We start from the raw sequence: 21,805 nt of genomic DNA on the forward strand, positions 1-21,805 counted from the left end.
CTTGAGTCTCATCGCCATCGCCGACACCAACGCGCTGTACCGGCTGCTGGACCCGAAGCTGACCGGACACGCAGTGCACAGGAAGGCCCTGACCTCCATCAGTCACCTCGTCATCTCTCCCATGGTCCTGGCTGAGCTGGACTACCTCATCGCCACCAGAGCCGGAGCGGGGAAGGCCGTCGTGGCTGCGCGGTTCGTGGAACGCAATGTGGCCACCCGCCGGTTCGCAGTGCCGCCTGTGAGCGATCATCTGAGTGCCGCAGTCGCCGTCGCGGAGGGCTACAAGGACGGCGATGGAGGGAAGGGCATCGGGCTGACGGATGCGATGAACGTCGCACTGGCCGCGGCCTACCGCACCGAAGCGATGTTCACCTCGGACCTGCACTTCCGCATGATCCGCCCGCTGACCGGACACAAGGCGTTCCGGCTGCTGCCCGAAGAGCTGTAGCCCCCCACCAACGCCCGGGCCCGGCGTCTCCTGCCCCCGTAGGAGTACGGGGGCAGAGGCATCACGCTGAACAACCGTCGCCCGTCCAGCCGAGCGCTACAGCACCGGCAAGTGCTTCTTCAGCTCGAACGCCGTGACCTCCGAGCGGTACTCGTGCCATTCCGCGCGCTTGTTGCGGAGGAAGAAGTCGAAGACGTGTTCGCCGAGGGTGTCGGCGACCAGGTCGCTGTTCTCCATCAGGGTCAGGGCCTCGCCGAGGTTCTGGGGGAGCGGTTCGATGCCCATCGCGCGGCGTTCGGCGTTGGACAGGGCCCAGACGTCGTCCTCGGCGCCCGGCGGGAGCTCGTAGCCCTCCTCGATGCCCTTCAGGCCGGCGGCCAGGAGGACGGCGTAGGCCAGGTAGGGATTCGCGCCGGAGTCGATGGAGCGGACCTCCACGCGCGCGGAGCCGGTCTTGCCGGGCTTGTACATCGGGACGCGGACCAGGGCCGAGCGGTTGTTGTGACCCCAGCAGATGTACGAGGGGGCCTCGCCGCCGGCGCCCGCGGTGCGCTCGGAGCCGCCCCAGATGCGCTTGTAGGAGTTCACCCACTGGTTGGTGACCGCGGAGATCTCGGCGGCGTGGCGCAGGAGGCCCGCGATGAAGGAGCGGCCCACCTTGGAGAGCTGGTACTCCGCGCCGGACTCGTAGAACGCGTTCCGGTCGCCTTCGAACAGGGACAGGTGCGAGTGCATGCCGGAGCCCGGGAACTCCGAGAAGGGCTTGGGCATGAACGTGGCCTGGAGGCCCTGCTCGAGTGCCACCTGCTTCATGACCAGGCGGAACGTCATGATGTTGTCCGCGGTGGACAGGGCGTCGGCGTAGCGCAGGTCGATCTCCTGCTGGCCGGGGGCGCCCTCGTGGTGGGAGAACTCCACCGAGATGCCCATCGACTCCAGCATGGTGATCGCCTGGCGGCGGAAGTCCATGCCGATGGCCTGCGGAGTGTGGTCGAAGTAGCCGGAGTTGTCCGCGGGCGTGGGCCGGGAGCCGTCCAGCGGGCGGTTCTTCAGCAGGAAGAACTCGATCTCGGGGTGGGTGTAGAAGGTGAACCCGAGGTCGGAGGTGCGGGCCAGGGCGCGCTTGAGGACGTAGCGCGGGTCGGCGAAGGAGGGCGAGCCGTCCGGCATGAGGATGTCGCAGAACATGCGGGCCGTGCCGGGGGCCTCGGCACGCCAGGGCAGGATCTGGAAGGTGGACGGGTCCGGCTTGGCGATCATGTCGGACTCGTAGACGCGGGCGAAGCCCTCGATGGCGGAGCCGTCGAAGCCGATGCCCTCGTCGAAGGCCTGTTCCAGCTCGGCCGGCGCGACGGCCACGGACTTGAGGAAGCCGAGCACGTCCGTGAACCACAGGCGTACGAACCGGATGTCGCGCTCCTCCAACGTCCGGAGCACGAACTCCTGCTGCTTGTCCATCTTCCGCTTCCCCATCCTTGCTGGTCAGGCCGCCTGTGTGCGCTGTCACGGGAGACCGTCGGGCACCTGAGCATCCCACCACGGCCGCGTTTCGCACGTGTTGCGGAGCCCTGTCGCCCGGCCGCCACGTGAGGCGATCGCCCCGCGTACGGCAGGCGTACCGCTCTGCCGCCCATCTTGCCCGCTCGCACCGTCATCCGTAATGGCCGATCCGTCACCCACGTGACCGAAACCACCCCCCTTAAAGTTGCATCTCAAATGCAAGTTTCAATAGCGTTCGATCAGTCGAGCGATCGAGCCCGTCCGATCGAGTCATCGAGGAGTCCCCATGCTGTGCGAGCAGTCAGCAGCCACCGTCCGCGCCACCCTCCCCGCCGTCGGCGCGGCGATCGGCCGGATCACCGAGCGCTTCTACGCCAGACTGTTCGACACCCACCCCGAGCTGCTGCGTGACCTCTTCAACCGCGGCAACCAGGCCGCCGGCACCCAGCGGCAGGCCCTGGCCGGCTCCATCGCCGGCTTCGCCACCCACCTCGTGGAGAACCCCGACCAGCGCCCCGACCTGATGCTCCAGCGCATCGCCCACAAGCACGCCTCGCTCGGGGTGACCCCGGAGCAGTACCCGATCGTCCACGAGCACCTCTTCGCGGCCATCGCCGAGGTGCTCGGCGACGCGGTGACCCCGGAGGTCGCCGACGCCTGGACCGAGGTCTACTGGCTGATGGCCAACGCCCTCATCGCCATCGAGAAGCGCCTGTACGAGCAGAGCGAGCAGCGGGGCTGGCGCGAGTGGGAGGTCGTCGAGCGCACCGAGGAGACCGCGGACGTGGCCACCTTCAGGCTGCGCCCGGTCGACGACGCCCCGGTGCCCGGCTACCGGGCGGGCCAGTACGTCTCGGTCGGCGTCGAGCTCCCGGACGGCGCCCGCCAGATCCGCCAGTACAGCCTGACCGCGGCCCCCGGTTCGCCGGTGCGGCAGTTCGCGGTCAAGCGGGTGGCCGGCGACGCCACGACGCCCGACGGCGAGGTCTCGAACCATCTGCACGCACACGTGCGCGTGGGTGACGTCCTCCAGCTCTCCGCGCCGTACGGCGACCTCGTCCTGGAGGACACCGAGGCACCACTGCTGCTCGCCTCCGCGGGCATCGGCGTCACCCCGATGATCGCCATGCTGGAGCAGCTCGCCCTCACCGGCCACCGTGCCCCGGTGACCGTGGTCCACGCCGACCGCTCGCCCACCGCGCACGCGCTCCGCTCCGACCACCAGGCGTACGCGTCCAAGCTGCCGGACGCGCGGCCGGTCTTCTTCTACGAGCAGGACGCCGAAGGGGCCGGGCGGCCCGGCCTGGTCGACCTCGGCGACGTCGACGTCACGGCCGGCACGCGCGCGTACCTGTGCGGCCCGCTGCCCTTCATGCGGGCCGTGCGCGAGCAGCTGCTCGGCAAGGGTGTGTCCCCGGCCGACATCCACTACGAGGTCTTCGGCCCCGACCTGTGGCTGGCCCAGCCGGCCGCCTGAGCGACCGGCCCACGTGACCGGAAGGCCGGCCGAGGCGGTTCACACCGCCCCGGCCGGCCTTTCGTGTGCTCGTACACGGAGCCTCCGGGCCCCCGGACCGGCCCCGCTCAGGTCGCCTGTCGCATGGTGGGCAGGCCCAGCAGCAGCGGTCCCGTCGGGGACGCGACCATGTCGGCGACCGTGAGGGGGTCGAGGGCGGCGTAGAACGCCTCCTGGGCCCGGCGCAGGGCTCCGCGCAGGCGGCAGTCGGAGCTCAGCGGGCAGGGAATGCTGCCCTCGCAGTCGGCCACGTCGCCCTCGCCCTCCAGGGAGCGCACGAGGGCGCCGACCGAGGCGTCGCGGCCCGCTTCGGTGAGCGTCAGTCCGCCGCCGCGGCCGCGGCGGGCCGCGAGCAGACCACGGTGCTGGAGCTCGGCGACCACCTTCGCGGTGTGCGTGTACGGCACGCCCATGTCGCCCGCGACCTCCCGGGTCGTGGGACTCGACTCGCCGGCGACCGCGAGCCTCATCAGGACACGCAGCGCCATGTCGGTGGAGCGCAGCAGCCGCATGGGGGCCAGGGTAGGTAATGCGCATCCGCCGTTCAACTTATCGGCGGTCTCCCGGCGGACGCCTCCGTCCCACTACGATCAGCTGGCCCCTCGGGCACGCACAGCTCCCGCACGCCGCGCCCGCCTGCCCTGCCCGACCGCCACATCCGCCCGCCCTCCCCCACGAAGGACTCCGCATGGATGCCGCGCCCCGGACCGGTACCGAACAGCACAAGGCCCGTATGGAGGAGATGCGCCGGGCGCAGCGCGGCCGTGAGCGGCGCAACCGGTGGCTCACGGTGGCCGCGGGCGTGGTCGTCGTGGCCGGGCTGGTCACCGGCGGCGTGGTGCTGCTGGACCCGGGGTCCTCGGACGCCGCGCCGGCCGCGGCGAGTGACGGGAAGGGCGGGGCGAAGAGCGGTGAGAAGGGCGGCGGCGAGGGGAGCTTCGTCACCCGTGCGGACGGCGTGCGGACGTGGAAGGGCACGCTGGACCGCAACCACACCACCGCCCCGGTGACCTATCCGATGGAGCCCCCGGTCGGCGGCGACCACAACCCGGTCTGGCAGAACTGCAACGGCGACGTGTACTCCGAACCGGTGAAGAACGAGGCCGCCGTGCACGCGCTGGAGCACGGCGCCGTTTGGGTGACGTACAACAGCAAGGCGTCCAAGGCGGACGTGGCCGCGCTCGCGGCGAAGGTGAGGAAGACCCCGTACACGCTGATGAGTCCGGTCGAGGACCAGAAGGACCCCCTCATGCTGTCCGCCTGGGCGCACCAGCGCACGGTGACGGGCGCGAACGACCCGCACGTGGACAAGTTCCTCGCCGAGTTCGTCCAGGGTCCGCAGACGCCGGAGCCGGGTGCCACCTGCACGGGCGGTCTCGACCGGTGAGGCACATCGGGCTGATCGCCGGAGCCGCGGCGGCGGCCCTGGTGGCGACGGGGGCGATCACCTACGCGGTCGCCGAGGACAGCGGCGGGGCGCGCTCCGCCGCGACGGTGCCCGCCGCCGAGTCGGCGGACGCCGGCTTCGCCCGGGACATGGCGGTGCACCATCAGCAGGCGGTCGAGATGTCGTTCGTCGTGCGCGACCGCACCACGGACACCGAAGTGCGCCGCCTGGCCTACGACATCGCGCAGACGCAGGCCAACCAGCGGGGAATGCTGCTGGGTTGGCTCGACCTGTGGGAGCTTCCGAAGGTGTCGGCGAAGCCGCCGATGGCGTGGATGGGCATGGGCGGCATGCCCGCGGGCGAGGACGGCGCGCTGATGCCCGGCATGGCGACGAACACCGAGATGCGCGAGCTGGGCGAACTCGACGGCAGGCAGGCCGAGGTGTTCTACCTCCAGCTCATGACCGACCACCACAAGGGCGGGGTCCACATGGCCGAGGGCTGTGCCGCCCGCTGCACGGTCGGCGTGGAGAAGCGGCTCGCGCGGGGCATGGTCGCGTCGCAGCGGTCGGAGCTGCGGCTGATGGCCGACATGCTCAAGGAGCGTGGCGCGGCGCCCCGTTCGTGATCCGGATGCCCGACTCGGGCGCCCGTTCGTGACCCGGACGCCCCGTTCGGGACCCGGTCGCCCCTTTCGCCACACGTCTCCCCGCGCACGACCTGGGGACGACCTGGGGACGAAGGCCGCAATTCCCCCTGTACGACCGGTTCTTTGGGTTTCTCTTGGTCTTCCCATTCCCCTGACATGAACGGTTCATCAGGAAGAGTGACCCCGTTCGTGTGATCCATTCGGAGCCGAACCGCCGCGGGCTCCGCGGGGATCGCGCGAGGGCCAACCACTCATTGCGTCACATGCGAACGCATCGCAGGGGGTTCTATGAGATCCAACCGTGCCACAGCGCGCGCCGGAGTGAGCTTGGCGGCGACCCTGCCGCTGCTCGCCGGCGCACTGGCGCTCGGCATACCCGCGCACGCAGCGGACCACCCGGGCCGCAACGCGCTCGCGGGCACCAAGCCCGTCTGGGCGACGGCCACGGCGGACAAGGGCGCCACCTCGGACAGCGCCCAGGTCCGCGCCCGGGTCTACCTGGCCGGACGGGACGCCGCCGGCCTCGCCCAATACGCCGCGGCGGTCTCCGACCCGTCGTCGGCCTCGTACGGCAAGCACCTGAGCGCCCAGGAGGCGCAGGCGCGCTTCGGCGCGACGCAGGCACAGGTGGACGCCGTGAAGTCGTGGCTGGCGTCGTCGGGGCTGAAGGTCACCTCCGTGACCGCGCACTACGTCGCCGTCTCCGGTGACGTCGCCGCCGTCGAGAAGGCGTTCGGCACCCAGCTCCACAACTTCGCCAAGGGTTCGAGGACCTACCGCGCCCCGGCGCAGACGGCGTCGGTGCCGGCCTCCCTGAACGGCGCCGTCCTGACCGTCACCGGTCTGGACAACGCGCCGCACAAGGCGAAGCACAAGGACCAACTGCCGCCGCCGGACGACGTCTTCAAGAACTCGGGGCCGTTCTCCACGTACCACGGCTCCAACGTCGCGAGCACGCTGCCCTCCGCGTACGGCCAGAAGATCCCGTACGCCGTCAAGGGCTACACCGGCAAGGAGCTGCGGTCCGCCTACGGCGCCGGCAAGTACACCGGCAAGGGCGTCCGCGTCGCCATCACCGACGCCTACGCCTCGCCGACCATCGCCTTCGACGCGGCCACCTACGCGAAGAAGAACGGCGACAAGCCCTGGAAGACGGGCCAGTTGCGCCAGGTGCTCCCGGCCGGCTACACGGACACGGAGGAGTGCGGGGCGGCCGGCTGGTACGGCGAGGAGACCCTCGACGTCGAGGCCGTGCACGCGGTCGCGCCGGACGCGAACGTCGTCTACGTGGGCGCCGCGTCCTGCTACGACGACGATCTGCTCGACTCGCTGAGCAAGATCGTCGACAACCACCTGGCCGACATCGTCTCCAACTCATGGGGCGACATCGAGGCCAACGAGACGCCGGACGTCGCGGCGGCCTACGACCAGGTCTTCCAGTTCGGCGCGGTCGAGGGCATCGGCTTCTACTTCTCCTCCGGCGACGACGGCGACGAGGTCGCGAACACCGGTACGAAGCAGGTCGACACCCCGGCCAACTCGGCATGGGTGACCGCGGTCGGCGGCACCTCGCTGGCCGTCGGCAAGGGCCACACGTACCTGTGGGAGACCGGCTGGGGCACCCAGAAGGCCTCGCTGTCCAAGGACGGCAAGAGCTGGGCGGGCTTCCCGGGCGCGTTCACCTCGGGCGCGGGCGGCGGCACCAGCCGCACGGTTCCGCAGCCGTCGTACCAGAAGAACGTGGTGCCGAAGGCGCTGGCCACGGCCAACAACAAGGCCGGCAACCGCGTCGTCCCGGACATCGCGGCGATCGCCGACCCGAACACCGGCTTCCTGGTCGGCCAGACGCAGACCTTCCCGAACGGCAAGGAGCAGTACAGCGAGTACCGCATCGGCGGCACCTCGCTGGCCGCGCCGGTCATCGCGGCCGTCCAGGCGCTCGCCCAGGAGGCCCGCGGCGGCAAGGCGATCGGCTTCGCCAACCCGGCGATCTACTCCAAGTACGGCTCGAAGGTGTACCACGACGTGGTGGACCGTCCGACCGGCAAGGACCTCGCGGTCGCGCGGGTCGACTTCGTCAACGGCGTCGACGCCGCGGACGGCCTGAGCTACTCCGTCCGCAGCCTCGGCAAGGACAGCTCGCTCCAGGCGGTCAAGGGCTACGACACCGTCACCGGCGTGGGCTCGCCCGCACCCGGCTACGTGGAGTCCTACCCCCGCCGCTGATCCCGGCCCCCTCTCGTGTGCCCGCCCCCTCCACCCGGAGGGGGCGGGCACACGCATGCAGGCACCTCCGCACGAGAGGGGCCGGACGCCTCGGCGGACGGCGTGGGGTGATCAAAGCCGCTGCGGGTGTCGGCGGGCGTTTCGAGCCGGCGCGCGGCAGGCGGGGTGGGGTGGGGTGGGCCACACCCTCGGGCCCGGGTATCGCGTCGCTTTGACGATTACACTGAGGGGCGTGCCTCAACTACGTCTCGCCCTGAACCAGATCGACTCGCGCGTCGGAGACCTCGCCGGGAACTCCGAGGCGATCGTCCGCCGGGCCCGGGAGTCCGCCGACCGCGGAGCGCACCTCGCGGTGTTCCCGGAGATGGTGCTGACCGGGTACCCCGTCGAGGACCTGGCCCTCAGGTCGTCCTTCGTGGAGGCGTCCCGCGCCGCGCTGCGCGCCCTCGCCGCCCGGCTCGCCGAGGAGGGCCTCGGGGAGCTGCCGGTGGTCGTCGGCTACCTCGACCGCGGTGAGACCGCCCAGCCGAAGTACGGGATGCCGGCCGGCGCGCCGCAGAACGCGGCGGCGGTGCTGCACCGCGGCGAGGTGGTCCTGAGCTTCGCCAAGCACCACCTGCCCAACTACGGCGTCTTCGACGAGTTCCGCTACTTCGTCCCCGGCGACACCATGCCGGTCCTGCGCGTGCACGGCGTCGACGTCGCGCTCGCCATCTGCGAGGACCTGTGGCAGGACGGCGGCCGGGTGCCGGCCGCGCGCAGCGCGGGCGCGGGGCTGCTGGTCTCGGTCAACGCCTCGCCGTACGAGCGCCTGAAGGACGACACCCGCCTCGACCTGGTCCGCAAGCGGGCCCAGGAGGCCGGCTGCACCCTCGCCTACCTCGCCATGACCGGCGGGCAGGACGAGCTGGTCTTCGACGGCGACTCGATCGTGGTCTCCCCCGACGGCGAGGTGGTCGCGCGGGCGCCGCAGTTCGCCGAGGACCTCATGGTGCTGGACCTGGACCTGCCCGCCGCCTCGGCGGACGCGCCCACGGGCGTGGTCGACGACGGTCTGCGCATCGACCGCGTGGTGCTGTCCGACGAGTCGCTGCCCGCCTACGAGCCGGCGCCGACCGGCGAGTACGCCGCGCGCATGGACGACGACGAGGAGGTCTACACGGCCCTGGTCGTGGGCCTGCGCGCGTACGTGCGCAAGAACGGCTTCCGCTCCGTGCTGATCGGCCTGTCCGGCGGCATCGACTCCGCGCTGGTCGCGGCGATCGCCTGCGACGCGGTGGGCCCCGAGAACGTGTACGGCGTCTCCATGCCGTCCAAGTACTCCTCCGAGCACTCCAAGGACGACGCCGCGGAGCTGGCACGGCGCACCGGCCTGAACTTCCGCACCGTCCCGATCGCCCCGATGTTCGACGCCTACATGGGCTCCCTGGGCCTGACGGGCCTGGCCGAGGAGAACCTCCAGTCCCGGCTGCGCGGCACGCTGCTGATGGCGGTCTCCAACCAGGAGGGCCACATCGTCCTCGCGCCGGGCAACAAGTCGGAGCTGGCGGTGGGCTATTCGACGCTGTACGGCGACTCGGTGGGCGCGTACGGCCCGATCAAGGACGTGTACAAGACGTCGGTCTTCCGGCTGGCCGAGTGGCGCAACCGGGCCGCGGCCGAGCGGGGCGAGACCCCGCCGATCCCGGAGAACTCCATCACCAAGCCGCCGAGCGCCGAGCTGCGCCCGGGCCAGGTGGACACCGACTCGCTGCCGGACTACCCGGTGCTGGACGCGATCCTGGAGCTCTACGTCGACCAGGACAAGGGCGCCGACCTGATCGTCGCGGCCGGGTACGACCGCGAGCTGGTCACGAAGACGCTCCGCATGGTCGACACGGCCGAGTACAAGCGGCGCCAGTACCCGCCGGGCACGAAGATCTCCGCGAAGGGCTTCGGGAAGGACCGGCGGCTGCCGATCACCAACGGTTGGCGGGAGTCGGCGTAGCCACCGGTCCCCGACCGGCGGTGAGGGTCCGGGGCCGGTGCCGCGGCGGACGACGTCCGCACCGTCGCGGAAGCAGGCTCCCGGACCGCCAGGCCGGCCCTCCGCTCACACCGCCTCAGCCCGCGGCTCCCCCGTGCTCGACGAGCCGGAAGGGGCCTCCGGACGCGCCAAGGCCGGCACGTGCGAGGCGACGACGCGTTCCCGCCCCCGTACGGCACCGGCCCGCCGCAGGTCCACCCGGCGGGCCGTGCCGGCGACCGCGAGGCCCAGTACCGCGAGGGCGGCTCCCGCGAGCGCCGGTGAGGTCTGGCCGAGGCCCGCGGCGAGCGCCAGCCCGCCGATCCAGGCGCCGCCCGCGTTCGCCAGGTTGAAGGCGGCCTGGTTGGCCGCGGACGCCAGGGACGGGGCCGTGGACGCCTTCTCCATGACCATGAGCTGGAGCGGAGAACCGGTGGCGAACGCCGCCGTGCCGAGCAGGGTCACGGCGAGGGCCGCGCTCCACTGGGCCCGCATCATCAGCGGGAACAGCGCCAGGACGACCACCAGCGCGACGAGCCCGCCGAACAGCGTGCCCCGCGTCGAGCGGTCGGCCAGGCGCCCGCCGAGCAGGTTGCCGACGGTCGCGCCGACCCCGAACAGAGCCAGCAGCAGCGTCACTCCGGCCTCGGTGTACCCGGCGGAGACGGTGAGCATCGGCGTGATGTAGCTGTACGCCGAGAACAGCGCGCCGCAGCCGGCCACGGTCGTCAGCAGGGCCAGCCAGACGGGGAGCGAGCGCAGGGCGGCCAGTTCGTGGCGCAGCCCGGTCGCGGGGACGTGGCCGCGGTCGTGCGGGACCAGCAGGGCGAGGGACGCGATCGCGGCGACCCCGATCACGCTGACCGCGAGGAAGGTCGTCCGCCAGCCGAGGTGCTGGCCCATGAGCGTGGCGGCGGGGACGCCGATGACGTTCGCCAGGGTCAGGCCGAGCAGCATCAGGGACACCGAGCGCGCCTTGCGCTCCGGCGGCACCAGGGCCGCCGCGACCACGGCGCCCACGCCGAAGAAGGCGCCGTGCGGCAGTCCGCTGAGGAACCGGGCGGCGAGCAGCGAGTGGTAGCCGGGGGCGAGGGCGGAGAGCGCGTTGCCGACGACGAACAGGGCCATGAGCCCGATCAGGACGTGCCGGCGGGGCAGTCGCGAGGTGACGGCGGCCAGCAGCGGCGCGCCGATGACGACGCCCAGCGCGTACGCCGAGACCAGGTGCCCGGCGGCGGGGATCGAGACGCGCAGGTCGCCGGCGACGTCGGGGAGCAGCCCCATCATGACGAACTCGGTGGTGCCGATGCCGAAAGCGCCCACGGCGAGGGCGAGCACAGCCAGGGGCATGAAGGGCCTTTCAAAGCTTCGAAGCGTGCGGGCGAAGTTCCGTACCGCGGTGACCCGCGTATGTTCTCAGACGGAACAAAGCCTCTCAGGCCCAGTATTCCAGCAGGTTACGACCCGGTTTCCGATGTGCCGACGTTGACCCGCGCGGCGATCGGCAGATGGTCGCTGCCCGTGCGCGGCAGGGTCCAGGAGCTCACCGGCTCCACTCCCCTGACCATGATCTGGTCGATCCGCGCCATCGGGAGCGAGGCCGGCCAGCTGAACCCGAACCCGCTGCCCGCGGCGCCCTGGGTGGAACGCATCTGGGAGGTGACGGCGTTGAGCGAGCGGTCGTTCATCGTGCCGTTCAGATCGCCGAGCAGGACCACCCTGGGCAGCTGCTCACCGGCGATCGCCTCGCCCAGCGCGTCCGCGCTCTCGTCGCGCTGCGCGGCGGTGAACCCGGAGTTCAGCTTCACCCGCACCGAGGGCATGTGGGCGACGTACACCGCGACGGACCCCTCGGGCGTGCCCACGGTGGCGCGCATGGCGCGCGTCCAGCCCAGCTTGATGTCGACGGCGCGTACGCCGCTGATCGGGTACTTGCTCCACAGCCCGACCGTGCCCTGCACCGAGTGGTACCGGTACTGCGGGGCGAGCGTCCGCTCGTAGACGGGCAGCGCGGACGACTTCAGTTCCTCCAGGGCGAGCACCTGGGCCCCGGAGGCGGCCAGTTCCCGGGCGGTGCCGGACGGGTCGGGGTTGTCGGCGTTGACGTTGTGCGTGGCGACCATCAGCTCGCCGCCGGTGCCCGTCTTGTCGGTGAGCAGGCCGCCGAACTGGTTGAGCCAGACGGTCACGGGCAGCAGCACGGCGATCAGCGCGGTCGCCGACCTGCGCACCAGGGCCAGGACCAGCAGCACCGGGACGAACAGGCCCGCCCACGGCAGGAAGGTCTCGGTGAGGCTGCCGAGGTTGCCGATCCGGTTGGGGATCTGCGCGTGCACCACCATCACCAGGGCGAGGGCGAGGGCGAACGCGGCGAGGAGGAGGCCACGGCGCCAGATCCCGGCGTCGCCGCGTCGGCCGTCGGTGAGGCCGTGCGCCAGGCGCCGCAGCCGGCCCCCTCGGCGCCCGGGGCCCGAACCGCCCGCCGTCTGCGTCACGTACGCCTGTCGCGCCATACCGTCGCCTCACTGCCTGCCGTGCACACCGTTCACCCCCGCGTTCTACGACCCTAGGGGATGATCGGCACCGTTCCCGCCGTTCTCGACGGCCGTACGGGCAGGAGGACGAACAAGTCGGCGCGCGGAGTTCCGCTTGCGCCGCGCCCGGACCGGTCTGTGACGAAACGCGCACATCACCGTGGGGAACTGACGGGCCGTAGCCCTTCGAGCAGCAGATCCACTATCTGCTCCGACAACCCCTCGGGCAGGTCGGCGTCCGGGCGCATCACGCTGCGCACCAGCATGGGCCCGACGAAGAGGTCGACGAGCACCTCGACGTCGACGTCCCGGCGCAGTTCGCCGTCGCGCTGCCCGCGGCGCAGGACCTCCACCTGGAGCCTGCGCCGAGGCTCGACGACGATCGCGTGGTAGGCGCACCAGATCTTGGGGCTGCTCTTCATCTGGGCGTAGACGTTGTGCAGGATGAGCGAGCTGCGGCTCACCAGGCCGCGGCGGCGGAGCTGTTCGAGGATGGCCACGAGGTCGTCGCGCATGGAGGTGCCCGGCAGTTCGGGGTCCGGAGGCTCGGCGGCGCGTACGACGTCGACGAACAGCTCCTCCTTGCCGCTCCAGCGCCGGTAGATGGTGGCCTTGCCGACGCCCGCGGTGCGGGCGATGCGTTCGATGGAGAGTTCGGCCAGCGGCACACCGTCCTCCAGCAGCTTCATCACGCCCTCCAGAATGGCGTGTTCCACCGCTTCGCTGCGGGGGCGCCCCCGCACGGGGGTGTCCGCAGCGGTGTGGCTGTCGGCAAGGCTCACGTGGGCCGTCCTTTCGTCGCACAGGAGATTGTCCATCGGGCGGTCCGCCGGTGGGTCCGACCCACCGACGGCCGCCTTCGGCCGGCAGTCCCCCGTCGCCGCGTGCCCCCGTCATATCCCGGCTACTCCACCGCCGCCACCACCTTCTCCTCTTCCTCACCCTTCTGCGGCACCGGCTGCCTGCCGGGCAGGAACAGGGCCACCACGAGCGCGCCGACGAGCGCGACCGCGGCTCCGCACACCGAGGTGACGTGCATGGCGTGCAGGAAGGCGTGGTTGGCCGGGTCGATCAGGCCCTTGCCCTGCGGGCCGAGCTTGGCCGCGACGCCGAGGGTGGCCTCGATGGACTCGGCCGCCTTGTCGCGCAGTGCGGGCGGGAGCATTCCGAGCTTGCCCTCGATGTCGTTGCGGTAGGCCGTCGAGAGCACCGAGCCGAGGACGGCGATGCCGAGGGCGCCGCCGACCTGGCGGAACGTGTTGCTGAGCGCGGAGGCCGAGCCGGCCTTCTCGCGGGGCAGGGCCTGCATGATGACGACGCTGGTCGGCGTCATGATGTGCGCCATGCCGGTGCCCATGAGGAAGAAGACGACCTCCAGCAGCCAGATCGGTGTGTCGGCCTCGAAGCCGGCGAAGGCGGCCAGCATGGCGGCGAGCAGGACGAGTCCGCCCGTGGTGGTGGCCTTGTTGCCGAAGCGGTCGACGACCAGCCGGGCCCGCGGCGCGAAGATCAGCTGGGCGAGGGCCAGCGGCAGCATCAGCGCACCGGACTGCAGCGGCGAGTAGCCGCGCACGCTCTGGAGGTAGAAGATGCCGAAGAAGGTGACGCCCATCAACGCGAAGAAGACCAGCGCGATGGCGCTCATGGCGGCCGAGAAGACCTTGTTCTTGAAGTACGTGACGTCCAGGGACGGGTGGTCGCTGCGCTTCTCGAACACCACGAAGGCCGCGAGGACGAGCAGGCCCGCCACGATCGTCGACAGCACGGTCGTGTCGGTGAAGTCGGCGAGTTCGCCGCCCTTGATGATGCCGTAGACGAGCAGGACCAGGCCGACGACGGACAGGACGACGCCGATCGGGTCGAGGCGGCCGGGCCGCGGGTCGCGGGAGTCGGGCACCAGCCACAGCATCAGCGCGACCGCGATGACGACGATGGGAACGTTGACCAGGAAGACCGAGCCCCACCAGAAGTGGTCCAGGAGCAGACCGCCGGTGATCGGTCCGATCGCGATGGCCAGGCCGACGCCGCCGGCCCAGATGCCGATGGCCTTGGGCTGCTCCTCGCGCTCGAAGACGTTCATCAGGACGGCGAGGGTGGCCGGCATGACGAAGGCCGCGCCGACGGCCATCAGGGCGCGGAAGGCGATGAGTTGGGCGGGCGAGCCGGACTCGGCGGCCAGCGCGGAGCTGACGCCGAACACGATGAGGCCGCCGATCAGCACCTTCTTGCGCCCGACGCGGTCACCGACGAGGCCCGCGGTGAACAACAGGCCCGCGAAGACGAGGGTGTAGGCGTTGATCGCCCACTCCAGCTCGCTCTGCGTGGCGCCCAGGCCCGTCGGGGCGGGGGTCGAGATGGTCTTGATCGCGACGTTCAGGATCGAGTTGTCGAGCACCACTATCAGCAGGCTCAGCATCAACGCGCCGAGAATCGCCCAGCGTCGGCGGTGCACCGCCTCCGGAACCCGGGGGCCGGCGGCGGCGCGGTCGGCAGGAGTAGTCATGCCGACGAGCGTAGGGCATTTCCGATACGAGACCGTCTCGTATCGCAATCCTTTACCCACATCTTACGACCGGCGTGCCGAGACGTTGCGCACACGGGGCTCCTCTGGCCGCCTCCGGCACGAGGTGCCACCATGGGAGGGATCCGGGGACGCCGTCAGGGCGCCCCGAGATGACTGAAGGAGCCGTTGTCATGACGCAGCTTTCGGCTGCCCACAACAAACCCTCCGACGGCAGCAAGGCGCTGTACGGGGGTAAGGGCACCCGCCGCATCACTGTTCGCGACATCGCCCTCGCCAAGGAACGCGGCGAGAAGTGGCCCATGCTCACCGCCTACGACGCGATGACCGCGTCCGTCTTCGACGAGGCCGGCATCCCGGTGATGCTGGTCGGCGACTCCGCCGGCAACTGCCACCTCGGCTACGAGACGACCGTGCCCGTCACGCTCGACGAGATGGCGATGATGTCGGCCGCGGTCGTCCGCGGCACGAAGCGCGCCCTGATCGTCGGCGACCTCCCCTTCGGCTCCTACCAGGAGGGTCCGGTGCAGGCGCTGCGCTCGGCGACCCGGCTGGTGAAGGAGGCGGGCGTCGGCGCGGTGAAGCTGGAGGGCGGCGAGCGGTCGCACGAGCAGATCCGGCTCCTGGTGGAGTCCGGCATCCCGGTCATGGCCCACATCGGCCTGACCCCGCAGTCCGTCAACGCCATGGGCTACCGCGTCCAGGGCCGCGGCGAGGAGGCGGCGCAGCAACTGCTGCGGGACGCCAAGGCCGTTCAGGACGCGGGCGCGTTCGCGGTGGTCCTGGAACTGGTGCCGGCCGAACTGGCCGCCGAGGTGACCCGGGTGCTGCACATCCCGACCGTCGGCATCGGCGCCGGACCCGACACGGACGCGCAGGTGCTGGTGTGGACCGACATGCTCGGACTGACCGGCGGACGCGTGCCGAAGTTCGTCAAGAAGTACGCCGACCTGCGGGAGGTCATCGGCGGCGCGGCCAAGGCGTTCGCCGAGGACGTGGTGGGCGGGACGTTCCCGTTGGAGGAGCACTCCGTGCACTGACCTCCGGTTGAGCCATCGCGGTACCAGGGCAGCCCCGCCGATCTTCCCCCGTCGGCGGGGCTGCCGTCTTTTCGCCTGAGCCGGCGCCGCTCTCGCGGAGGTGGTTGCTCGCCGTCGTGGTTCCTCCATTGATGGGTGCGGTGCTCGTCGGCGGCATCTGGTGGTCGCGGTGCTCGTCGGCGGTCCGATGGTCGCGGTGCTGTCGGCTGCATCTCGATGCCTGGTGGCGGCTGTCGGTCGGATGTCGGTGGTTTGTCGGTGGGGGCTGGCACTGTTCGGGGCATGACGCGAATCGACGACAACCCCGGCGGCGTGCCGAACGCCGTGACCGTGCGGGGACTGGTCAAGCACTACGGCGAGACCAAGGCACTGGACGGCGTGGACCTGGACGTGCGCGAGGGCACCGTGATGGGCGTGCTCGGGCCGAACGGAGCCGGCAAGACCACCCTCGTACGCATCCTGTCCACGCTGCTCGCCCCGGACGCCGGACAGGCCACCGTGGCGGGCTACGACGTGGCACGGCAGCCCCGGCAGCTGCGCCGGGCGATCGGGCTGACCGGGCAGTACGCCTCCGTGGACGAGAAGCTCCCCGGCTGGGAGAACCTCTACCTGATCGGCCGGCTGCTCGACCTGCCCCGCAAGGAGGCCCGCGCCCGCGCCGACGAGCTGCTGGAGCGGTTCTCGCTCACCGAGGCCGCGCGGCGGCCGGCCCGCACCTACTCCGGCGGCATGCGGCGGCGGCTCGACCTCGCCGCCTCGATGATAGGACGGCCGACCGTCCTGTTCCTGGACGAGCCGACCACGGGCCTCGACCCCCGTACCCGCAACGAGGTGTGGGGCGAGGTAAAGGCGATGGTCGGCGACGGGGTCACCGTGCTGCTGACCACGCAGTACATGGAGGAGGCCGAGCAGCTCGCCTCCGAGCTGACCGTCGTGGACCGCGGCAAGGTCGTCGCGGGCGGCCGCATCGAGGAGCTGAAGGCGAAGGTCGGCGGGCGCACCCTGCGGGTCAAGCCGGCCGACCCGCTCGAACTGCGCCCGCTGGCCGGGATGCTCGACGACCTGGGCATCACCGGGCTCGCCGCGACGACCGTCGACACCGCGTCCGGCTCCCTGCTCGTGCCGGTCCTCAGCGACGAGCAGCTGACCGCCGTGGTCGGCGCGGTCACCGCGCGCGGCATCACGATCAGCTCCATCACCACCGAACTGCCCAGCCTGGACGAGGTGTTCCTGTCCCTGACCGGCCACCGCGCCAGTGCCCCGCAGGACACCGTGCCCGCCGACACCCGCGAAGAGGTCGCCGTATGAGCGCCGTCACCACGACTGCCCTGGCCGCCCCCGGCCTCCAGGCCGACGCCCGGATCCCGCTGCGCAGCCATCTGCGGCACACCGGCGCGCTGGTCCGCCGCAACCTGCTGTGGATCCGGCAGGACCCGGAGTCGATGTTCGACGCGATCCTGTTCCCGGTGATCTTCACGCTGCTGTTCGTGTACGTCTTCGGCGGCTCGATCGGGCAGTCGCTGGGCGGCGGGCAGCAGCAGTACGTGCAGTACATCGTGCCCGGCCTCATGGCCATGATGGGCATGAACCTGGCCCAGAGCGTGGGCACCGGCTTCAACCAGGACTTCAACTCCGGTGTCATGGACCGCTTCCGGTCCCTGCCGATCGGGCGCGGCTCGGTGCTGTTCGCCAAGATCGCGGTGGAGCTGCTGCGGATGCTGATCGCCACCGCGATCCTGCTGGTCGTCGGTGTCCTGGTCGGCTTCGAGATCGAGAACTGGCCCGGCCTGTTCGCCGCAGTGGGCCTGTCGGCGGTCTTCGGCTCGGCGCTGATGTGGGTGTTCATCACCCTCGGCGTGATGATGAAGAACGCTCAGTCCGTGCAGGCGATGGGCTTCCTGGTGATGATGCCGCTCCAGTTCGGCTCGTCCATCTTCGCCCCGCCCGGCACGATGCCGGGCTGGCTGCGGACCTTCACCCAGTACAACCCGCTGTCCGCGCTCGCGGACTCCGCCCGCGGGCTGATGGTGGGCGGCCCGGTGGCGCACAGCCTGTGGGTGAGCCTGGCCTGGTCGGCGGCGCTCACGGTGGTGATGGCGCCGGTCGCGATCCACAAGTTCCGCACCAAGAGCTGACCGTACGGCCTGGCGCCGGCGCGGATCAGACCAGGGCGGCGGTCTCGTCCCAGGACAGGCCGCCGCCCTCCGCGTACGCGGCCTCGTACACCTCGTCGCCGAGCAGTTCCCGGGTGCGCGCGACGACCCCGTCGTGGACGTGGCGCTCCATGGTCGAGGCGACGTGGCGGGGCGGCAGCAGGGCGTCGGCGGCGCCGAGGCAGCGGACGGCGTCCCGGGCCCGGCGGCCGCCGTCCACGCCCGCCAGGGCCAGGGCGGCGATGGCCAGGTAGGCCGAGCGCATATGGGGCGCGATGGCCTCGGACAGCGGGTCCTGGGCGCGCTGGAGGGCCCGGCGGACCTTGCCCAGGGCCTCCTCGTACAGACCGTCGACCGCGTCGACCCAGGCCTCGGCACCGAGGATGAAGGCGTCGAAGACGACGAAATGCGAGATGCCGAACTCCTCGCGCAGCAAACGCAGTTGTTCGCGCGCCTCGGGGATGCGTCCGGTCATGCCCAGTCGGCCGGCGAGGTAGAGGCGGGCGGGGGGCATGGCCTCGTTGTGGCTGTTCCGGCTCTGCTCGACGACCTCCCACAGCAGTCGTTCGCCCTGCTCGGTGTCGCCCGCCTCCATCAGCGCGCTGCCCAGACGGGCGGTGAGGACGGTGACCTGGGCGGTCGCGCCGAGGTGTTCGGCGTGGTCGATGGCCGACCGGTAGTCGGCCGCGGCCGACAGGTAGGCTCCGGTGCGCTCGTGGGCCTCCGCGCGCGCGGAGAGCGCCTCGGCGGTGCCCCAGGCGTCGTCGAGACGGCGGAAGATCTCCAGCGACTCGTCGGCGTCCCGGCCGGCCTCCCGGGCCCACTCGGTGCGGTTGGCCCGCAGATTGGCGCGCCACTGGAGGGCGTGGGCCAGCTCCCACTCGAATCCCGGGGTCTCCCGGCAGGTGCGTACGGCGGCGTCGGTGACCTCCAGCAGGCGTTTCACGTCGCCGGTCATCATCACCGCGAACATCCAGAGCATGCCGGGACTGCGGCAGATCTGCGGCTGGCCGGGCTCGTAGACCTGGGTGATGAGCCGCAGTTTCCGTTTCGCCTCGGGCGACTCCCAGGCCTCCAACTCGGTGTCCATGCAGGAGAGATGAACCAGGTGCAGGCCGCGGCGGGCCTCGGCGAGCGTCTCGCCGGTCATCGGGGGCGGGGCGTCCGTGCACCGCTGCCAGACGGATGCGGCGGGCCGGACCGGCTCGGCGAAGGGATCGGGTCCGAACTCCATGAACTCGCCGCACCAGTTGCGGGCCTCGATGCGCATGTCCCGCATCTGCCAGTAGTTGGCGAGCGAGAGGATCAGGCACAGGCCCTCCTGCTCGTCGCGTGCGGCGACGGCGTGACGCAGCGCCGTGCGCAGGTTCTCGTACTCCAGCTCGATCCTGGCCATCGCCTCCCGCTGGCTGGAGCCGCGCATCAACGGCTCGCTGGTGCGGGCCAGTTCGCGGTAGTGCGTCAGGTGGGCGCGCTCGGTCGCGGTGCGGTCACCGGTCTCGTCGAGCCGTTCGCGCGCGTACTCGGCGACGGTCTCCAGCAGCCGGTAGCGCATCCCGCCGTCGGCGGCGGGCGCGGCCACCACGAGGGACTTGTCGACGAGGGAGGCGAGGGCGTCGAAGGCGGCGGGGCCGCACACGGCCTCGGCGGCGGCGAGGTCGCAGCCGCCGGCGAAGACGGACAGCCGGCTCAGCACGTACCGTTCGTCGGCGTCGAGCAGGTCCCAGGACCAGTCGACGACGGCGCGCAGGGTCTGCTGGCGGGGCAGGACGGTACGGCTGCCCGACGTGAGCAGGCGGAAGCGGTCGTCGAGCCGGTCGGCGATCTGCCGCGGGGTGAGCATCCGCAGCCGGGCGGCGGCGAGTTCGATGGCCAGCGGCAGCCCGTCCAGGCGGCGGCAGATCTCGGCGCAGGCGTCCGCGGTGTGTTGGTCGGCGTCGGTGCGGAAGCCGGGCCGTACGGCGGCCCCGCGTTCGGCGAACAGCCGCAGTGCCACCGGCTCGGGCAGCGGCTCCACCGGCCGCAGCACCTCGCCGGGTATGCCGAGGGGTTCCCGGCTGGTGGCGAGGACGGTGAGGTGCGGGCAGCGGGCCAGCAGTTCCTCGACGAGGCGGGCCGCCGCGTCGACGACGTGCTCGCAGTTGTCGAGCAGGAGCAGCATGCGGCGCCGGGCGCAGTGCTCGACCAGCCGCTCGACGGGGTCGTTGTGCCGGTCGGCGACCGCGGCCCGCATCTCCTCGGCACCGGCGCCGTACAGCACGGTCTCGCGGGCGCCGACGGCCGTGAGCACGGCCCCGGGCACGGCCTCGGCGTCGTCGACGGGGGCGAGTTCGGCCAGCCACACGCCGTCCAGCGGCACCGGCCGTACGGCCTCGGCGGCCTCCTGCGACAGCCGGGTCTTCCCGGCCCCGCCCGGCCCGAGCAGCGTCACCAGACGCGCGGCGTCCAGGTCGGCCCGGATCGTCCCGATGTCGGCCTCGCGGCCCACGAAGGAGGTGATCCGGGCGCGGAGATTGCTCGGCGGGCGGGTGGCGGGCGCGGCGGGGGGCGGCTGCTCGCCCCAGGCGGCTGCCTCGGCGCGGGTGGCCGGCGGGGCTTCGGCGGCTGCCGGGGCGGCAGCGTCTGTCGGGGCGTGGGTGTCTCCCGGGGCGTAAGTGCCTCCCCGGGCATACGTGTCTCCCGGGGCATAGGTGCCTCCCCGGGCATACGTGTCTCCCGGGGCATAGGTGCCTCCCCGGGCATACGCGTCTCCTGGGGCATAGGTGCCCGCCGAAGCATCCGTGCCTCCCGGGACGCCAGTGCCGCCGCCTGGGCCGCTGGTGGCCCCTGGGACGCCTGCGCCTCCTGTGACGCCAGTCCCTGCGGCGGCGTGGGAAGCCGCCGGCGCGCCGGCCGCGGGCCGGGCTGTCGCGGGCGCCGTAGGACCCCCGTGGGCGGGTGCCGGAGCGGAGGCGGCCGGGTCAGCGACGGCGCGCGGCCCGGAGAACGTGCCGGGACCAGGGGCCGCGCCCCGGGCCCCGACACCCGCGATCGGCCCGTTCCCTGGTCGCGTCCCGCCGGTGGGCCGCAGCAGCTCCGCGTGCAGTGCGCGCAGTTCCGGGCCGGGGTCGGACCCGAGGCGGTCGGCCAGCAGCCGGCGTACGTCCTCGTAGGCGGCCAGGGCCTCCGCGGTACGGCCCGCGTCGCGCAGGGCGCGCAGGCGGAGGGTCTGGAGGGGTTCGTCCAGGGGGTGCGTGTCGCACAGCGCGGTCAGCTCGGGCAGGCTCCGCTCGGCGTGCCCGAGGGCGAGGGCTGCGGTCAGGCGGGCGCGGCGCACGTCCAGGTGCCGGGTGTCCCAGCGGGCCGCCTCGGCGGTGCGGTCGGGCAGGTCGGCGAGTGCGGGGCCGCGCCACAGCGCGAGGGCGTCGTCGAGGGCGGCGGCCGCCTTCGCGGGGTCGCCGTCGCCCAGCGCGCGCAGGCCCTCCCCGGCCAGCCGCTCGAAGCGGTGCAGGTCGACGTCGTCGGTCGCGGCGACCAGCCGGTAGCCGCCCTCCGCCGAGGCCACCGCGCCCGCGCCGAGCGTCCGGCGCAGCCGCCCGACCAGGGCCTGGAGCGCGCCGGTGGCGTCGGCGGGCGGTTCGCCGTCCCACACCTCGTCGACGAGGGCGCGCACCGGGAGCGTACGGCCGGGACGCAGGGCGAGCACGGTCAGCAGGGCACGCAGCCGCGCCCCGCCGAGCGGAACGGCGGTGCCGTCGGGGCGGAGTGCCTGGGTGGTGCCGAGGATGCGGTAGCGCACGAGGTCCATTGTCTCCGGTGGTCTCACGGACGGTCACGGGATTTCGG

The 21,805-nt window shown here is 72.0% G+C and carries 16 protein-coding genes; 9 read left to right on the top strand and 7 right to left on the bottom strand.

The genetic code is table 11. The annotated features are described in order from the left end of the window. Position 1: 1 nt before the first annotated feature. Positions 2–448: a PIN domain-containing protein gene (locus ACIP4X_RS02275; RefSeq protein ID WP_358729627.1), complete on the top strand. Its 447-nt coding sequence runs from the start codon at positions 2–4 to the stop codon at positions 446–448. Positions 449–544: 96 nt separating this feature from the next. Here ACIP4X_RS02275 and glnA read toward each other — a convergent pair whose 3' ends face one another. Next, positions 545–1,906: a type I glutamate--ammonia ligase gene (glnA, locus tag ACIP4X_RS02280; protein ID WP_100567106.1), complete on the bottom strand. Its 1,362-nt coding sequence runs from the start codon at positions 1,904–1,906 to the stop codon at positions 545–547. 328 nt (positions 1,907–2,234) lie between these two features. On the opposite strand from glnA, the gene ACIP4X_RS02285 reads away from it, so the two are divergent. Continuing rightward, positions 2,235–3,425, top strand: coding sequence for a globin domain-containing protein (locus ACIP4X_RS02285; RefSeq protein ID WP_358729626.1), 1,191 nt, complete (start codon positions 2,235–2,237; stop codon positions 3,423–3,425). Between the two features lie 107 nt (positions 3,426–3,532). Here the strand turns inward: ACIP4X_RS02285 and ACIP4X_RS02290 are convergent, their stop codons facing one another. Then, positions 3,533–3,976, bottom strand: coding sequence for an Rrf2 family transcriptional regulator (locus ACIP4X_RS02290; RefSeq protein WP_358729625.1), 444 nt, complete (start codon positions 3,974–3,976; stop codon positions 3,533–3,535). A 176-nt stretch (positions 3,977–4,152) separates the two neighbouring features. Between ACIP4X_RS02290 and ACIP4X_RS02295 the strand changes: the two genes are divergently transcribed. The 4 genes from ACIP4X_RS02295 to ACIP4X_RS02310 all read left to right on the top strand — a co-directional run bounded on the left by ACIP4X_RS02295 (position 4,153) and on the right by ACIP4X_RS02310 (position 9,714). After that, the gene (locus ACIP4X_RS02295) at positions 4,153–4,851 is read left to right on the top strand and encodes a DUF3105 domain-containing protein (RefSeq protein WP_401346257.1); all 699 of its coding nucleotides are present in this window, start codon (positions 4,153–4,155) and stop codon (positions 4,849–4,851) included. After that, positions 4,848–5,480 (top strand): DUF305 domain-containing protein, encoded by a 633-nt coding sequence (locus ACIP4X_RS02300; protein WP_401346260.1) that lies wholly within the window; start codon positions 4,848–4,850, stop codon positions 5,478–5,480. The genes ACIP4X_RS02295 and ACIP4X_RS02300 overlap by 4 nt, the downstream gene beginning before the upstream one ends. A 309-nt stretch (positions 5,481–5,789) precedes the next feature. Further along, positions 5,790–7,727, top strand: a complete 1,938-nt coding sequence (locus ACIP4X_RS02305; RefSeq protein WP_391453356.1) for a protease pro-enzyme activation domain-containing protein — start codon at positions 5,790–5,792, stop codon at positions 7,725–7,727. A 232-nt stretch (positions 7,728–7,959) separates the two neighbouring features. Then, positions 7,960–9,714 (top strand): NAD+ synthase, encoded by a 1,755-nt coding sequence (locus ACIP4X_RS02310; protein WP_358729621.1) that lies wholly within the window; start codon positions 7,960–7,962, stop codon positions 9,712–9,714. A 105-nt stretch (positions 9,715–9,819) separates the two neighbouring features. Here ACIP4X_RS02310 and ACIP4X_RS02315 read toward each other — a convergent pair whose 3' ends face one another. The 4 genes from ACIP4X_RS02315 to ACIP4X_RS02330 all read right to left on the bottom strand — a co-directional run bounded on the left by ACIP4X_RS02315 (position 9,820) and on the right by ACIP4X_RS02330 (position 14,769). Further along, positions 9,820–11,082 (bottom strand): MFS transporter, encoded by a 1,263-nt coding sequence (locus tag ACIP4X_RS02315; RefSeq protein ID WP_401346264.1) that lies wholly within the window; start codon positions 11,080–11,082, stop codon positions 9,820–9,822. 107 nt (positions 11,083–11,189) lie between these two features. Beyond that, positions 11,190–12,245 carry an endonuclease/exonuclease/phosphatase family protein gene (locus ACIP4X_RS02320; RefSeq protein ID WP_401346267.1) on the bottom strand — a complete coding sequence of 352 codons (1,056 nt, stop codon included), beginning with the start codon at positions 12,243–12,245 and terminating at the stop codon, positions 11,190–11,192. 176 nt (positions 12,246–12,421) lie between these two features. Beyond that, entirely contained in the window at positions 12,422–13,048 is a 627-nt protein-coding gene (locus ACIP4X_RS02325; RefSeq protein WP_358729618.1) for a TetR/AcrR family transcriptional regulator, read from the bottom strand. A gap of 122 nt (positions 13,049–13,170) precedes the next feature. Further along, positions 13,171–14,769, bottom strand: a complete 1,599-nt coding sequence (locus ACIP4X_RS02330; protein ID WP_358729617.1) for an MFS transporter — start codon at positions 14,767–14,769, stop codon at positions 13,171–13,173. A 191-nt stretch (positions 14,770–14,960) separates the two neighbouring features. Here ACIP4X_RS02330 and panB point away from each other — a divergent pair, with 191 nt between their 5' ends. From panB to ACIP4X_RS02345, 3 genes are all read left to right on the top strand, one after another. Continuing rightward, a complete protein-coding gene (gene panB, locus ACIP4X_RS02335) occupies positions 14,961–15,827 on the top strand; it encodes a 3-methyl-2-oxobutanoate hydroxymethyltransferase (RefSeq protein WP_391453348.1) in 867 nt (288 codons plus the stop codon). Between the two features lie 282 nt (positions 15,828–16,109). Beyond that, positions 16,110–17,135, top strand: coding sequence for an ATP-binding cassette domain-containing protein (locus ACIP4X_RS02340; RefSeq protein WP_401346271.1), 1,026 nt, complete (start codon positions 16,110–16,112; stop codon positions 17,133–17,135). Further along, the gene (locus ACIP4X_RS02345) at positions 17,132–17,962 is read left to right on the top strand and encodes an ABC transporter permease (RefSeq protein ID WP_358729614.1); all 831 of its coding nucleotides are present in this window, start codon (positions 17,132–17,134) and stop codon (positions 17,960–17,962) included. Before ACIP4X_RS02340 ends, ACIP4X_RS02345 begins: the two co-directional genes overlap by 4 nt. Before the next feature lie 25 nt (positions 17,963–17,987). Here the strand turns inward: ACIP4X_RS02345 and ACIP4X_RS02350 are convergent, their stop codons facing one another. Beyond that, a complete protein-coding gene (locus tag ACIP4X_RS02350) occupies positions 17,988–21,767 on the bottom strand; it encodes an AfsR/SARP family transcriptional regulator (protein WP_401346440.1) in 3,780 nt (1,259 codons plus the stop codon). Positions 21,768–21,805: the final 38 nt, after the last annotated feature.

Origin of the sequence: Streptomyces sp. NPDC088817, from assembly GCF_044750345.1 — a bacterium.
Lineage (GTDB): Bacteria > Actinomycetota > Actinomycetes > Streptomycetales > Streptomycetaceae > Streptomyces.

Excerpts from the sequence above, each read along its gene's own strand:
- glnA (WP_100567106.1), bottom strand. The coding sequence starts at position 1,906 with ATGGACAAGCAGCAGGAGTTCGTGCTCCGGACGTTGGAGGAGCGCGAC.
- ACIP4X_RS02285 (WP_358729626.1), top strand. The coding sequence starts at position 2,235 with ATGCTGTGCGAGCAGTCAGCAGCCACCGTCCGCGCCACCCTCCCCGCC.
- ACIP4X_RS02290 (WP_358729625.1), bottom strand. The coding sequence starts at position 3,976 with ATGCGGCTGCTGCGCTCCACCGACATGGCGCTGCGTGTCCTGATGAGG.
- ACIP4X_RS02295 (WP_401346257.1), top strand. The coding sequence starts at position 4,153 with ATGGATGCCGCGCCCCGGACCGGTACCGAACAGCACAAGGCCCGTATG.
- ACIP4X_RS02305 (WP_391453356.1), top strand. The coding sequence starts at position 5,790 with ATGAGATCCAACCGTGCCACAGCGCGCGCCGGAGTGAGCTTGGCGGCG.
- ACIP4X_RS02315 (WP_401346264.1), bottom strand. The coding sequence starts at position 11,082 with ATGCCCCTGGCTGTGCTCGCCCTCGCCGTGGGCGCTTTCGGCATCGGC.
- ACIP4X_RS02320 (WP_401346267.1), bottom strand. The coding sequence starts at position 12,245 with ATGGCGCGACAGGCGTACGTGACGCAGACGGCGGGCGGTTCGGGCCCC.
- ACIP4X_RS02330 (WP_358729617.1), bottom strand. The coding sequence starts at position 14,769 with ATGACTACTCCTGCCGACCGCGCCGCCGCCGGCCCCCGGGTTCCGGAG.
- panB (WP_391453348.1), top strand. The coding sequence starts at position 14,961 with ATGACGCAGCTTTCGGCTGCCCACAACAAACCCTCCGACGGCAGCAAG.
- ACIP4X_RS02340 (WP_401346271.1), top strand. The coding sequence starts at position 16,110 with ATGACGCGAATCGACGACAACCCCGGCGGCGTGCCGAACGCCGTGACC.
- ACIP4X_RS02345 (WP_358729614.1), top strand. The coding sequence starts at position 17,132 with ATGAGCGCCGTCACCACGACTGCCCTGGCCGCCCCCGGCCTCCAGGCC.
- ACIP4X_RS02350 (WP_401346440.1), bottom strand. The coding sequence starts at position 21,767 with ATGGACCTCGTGCGCTACCGCATCCTCGGCACCACCCAGGCACTCCGC.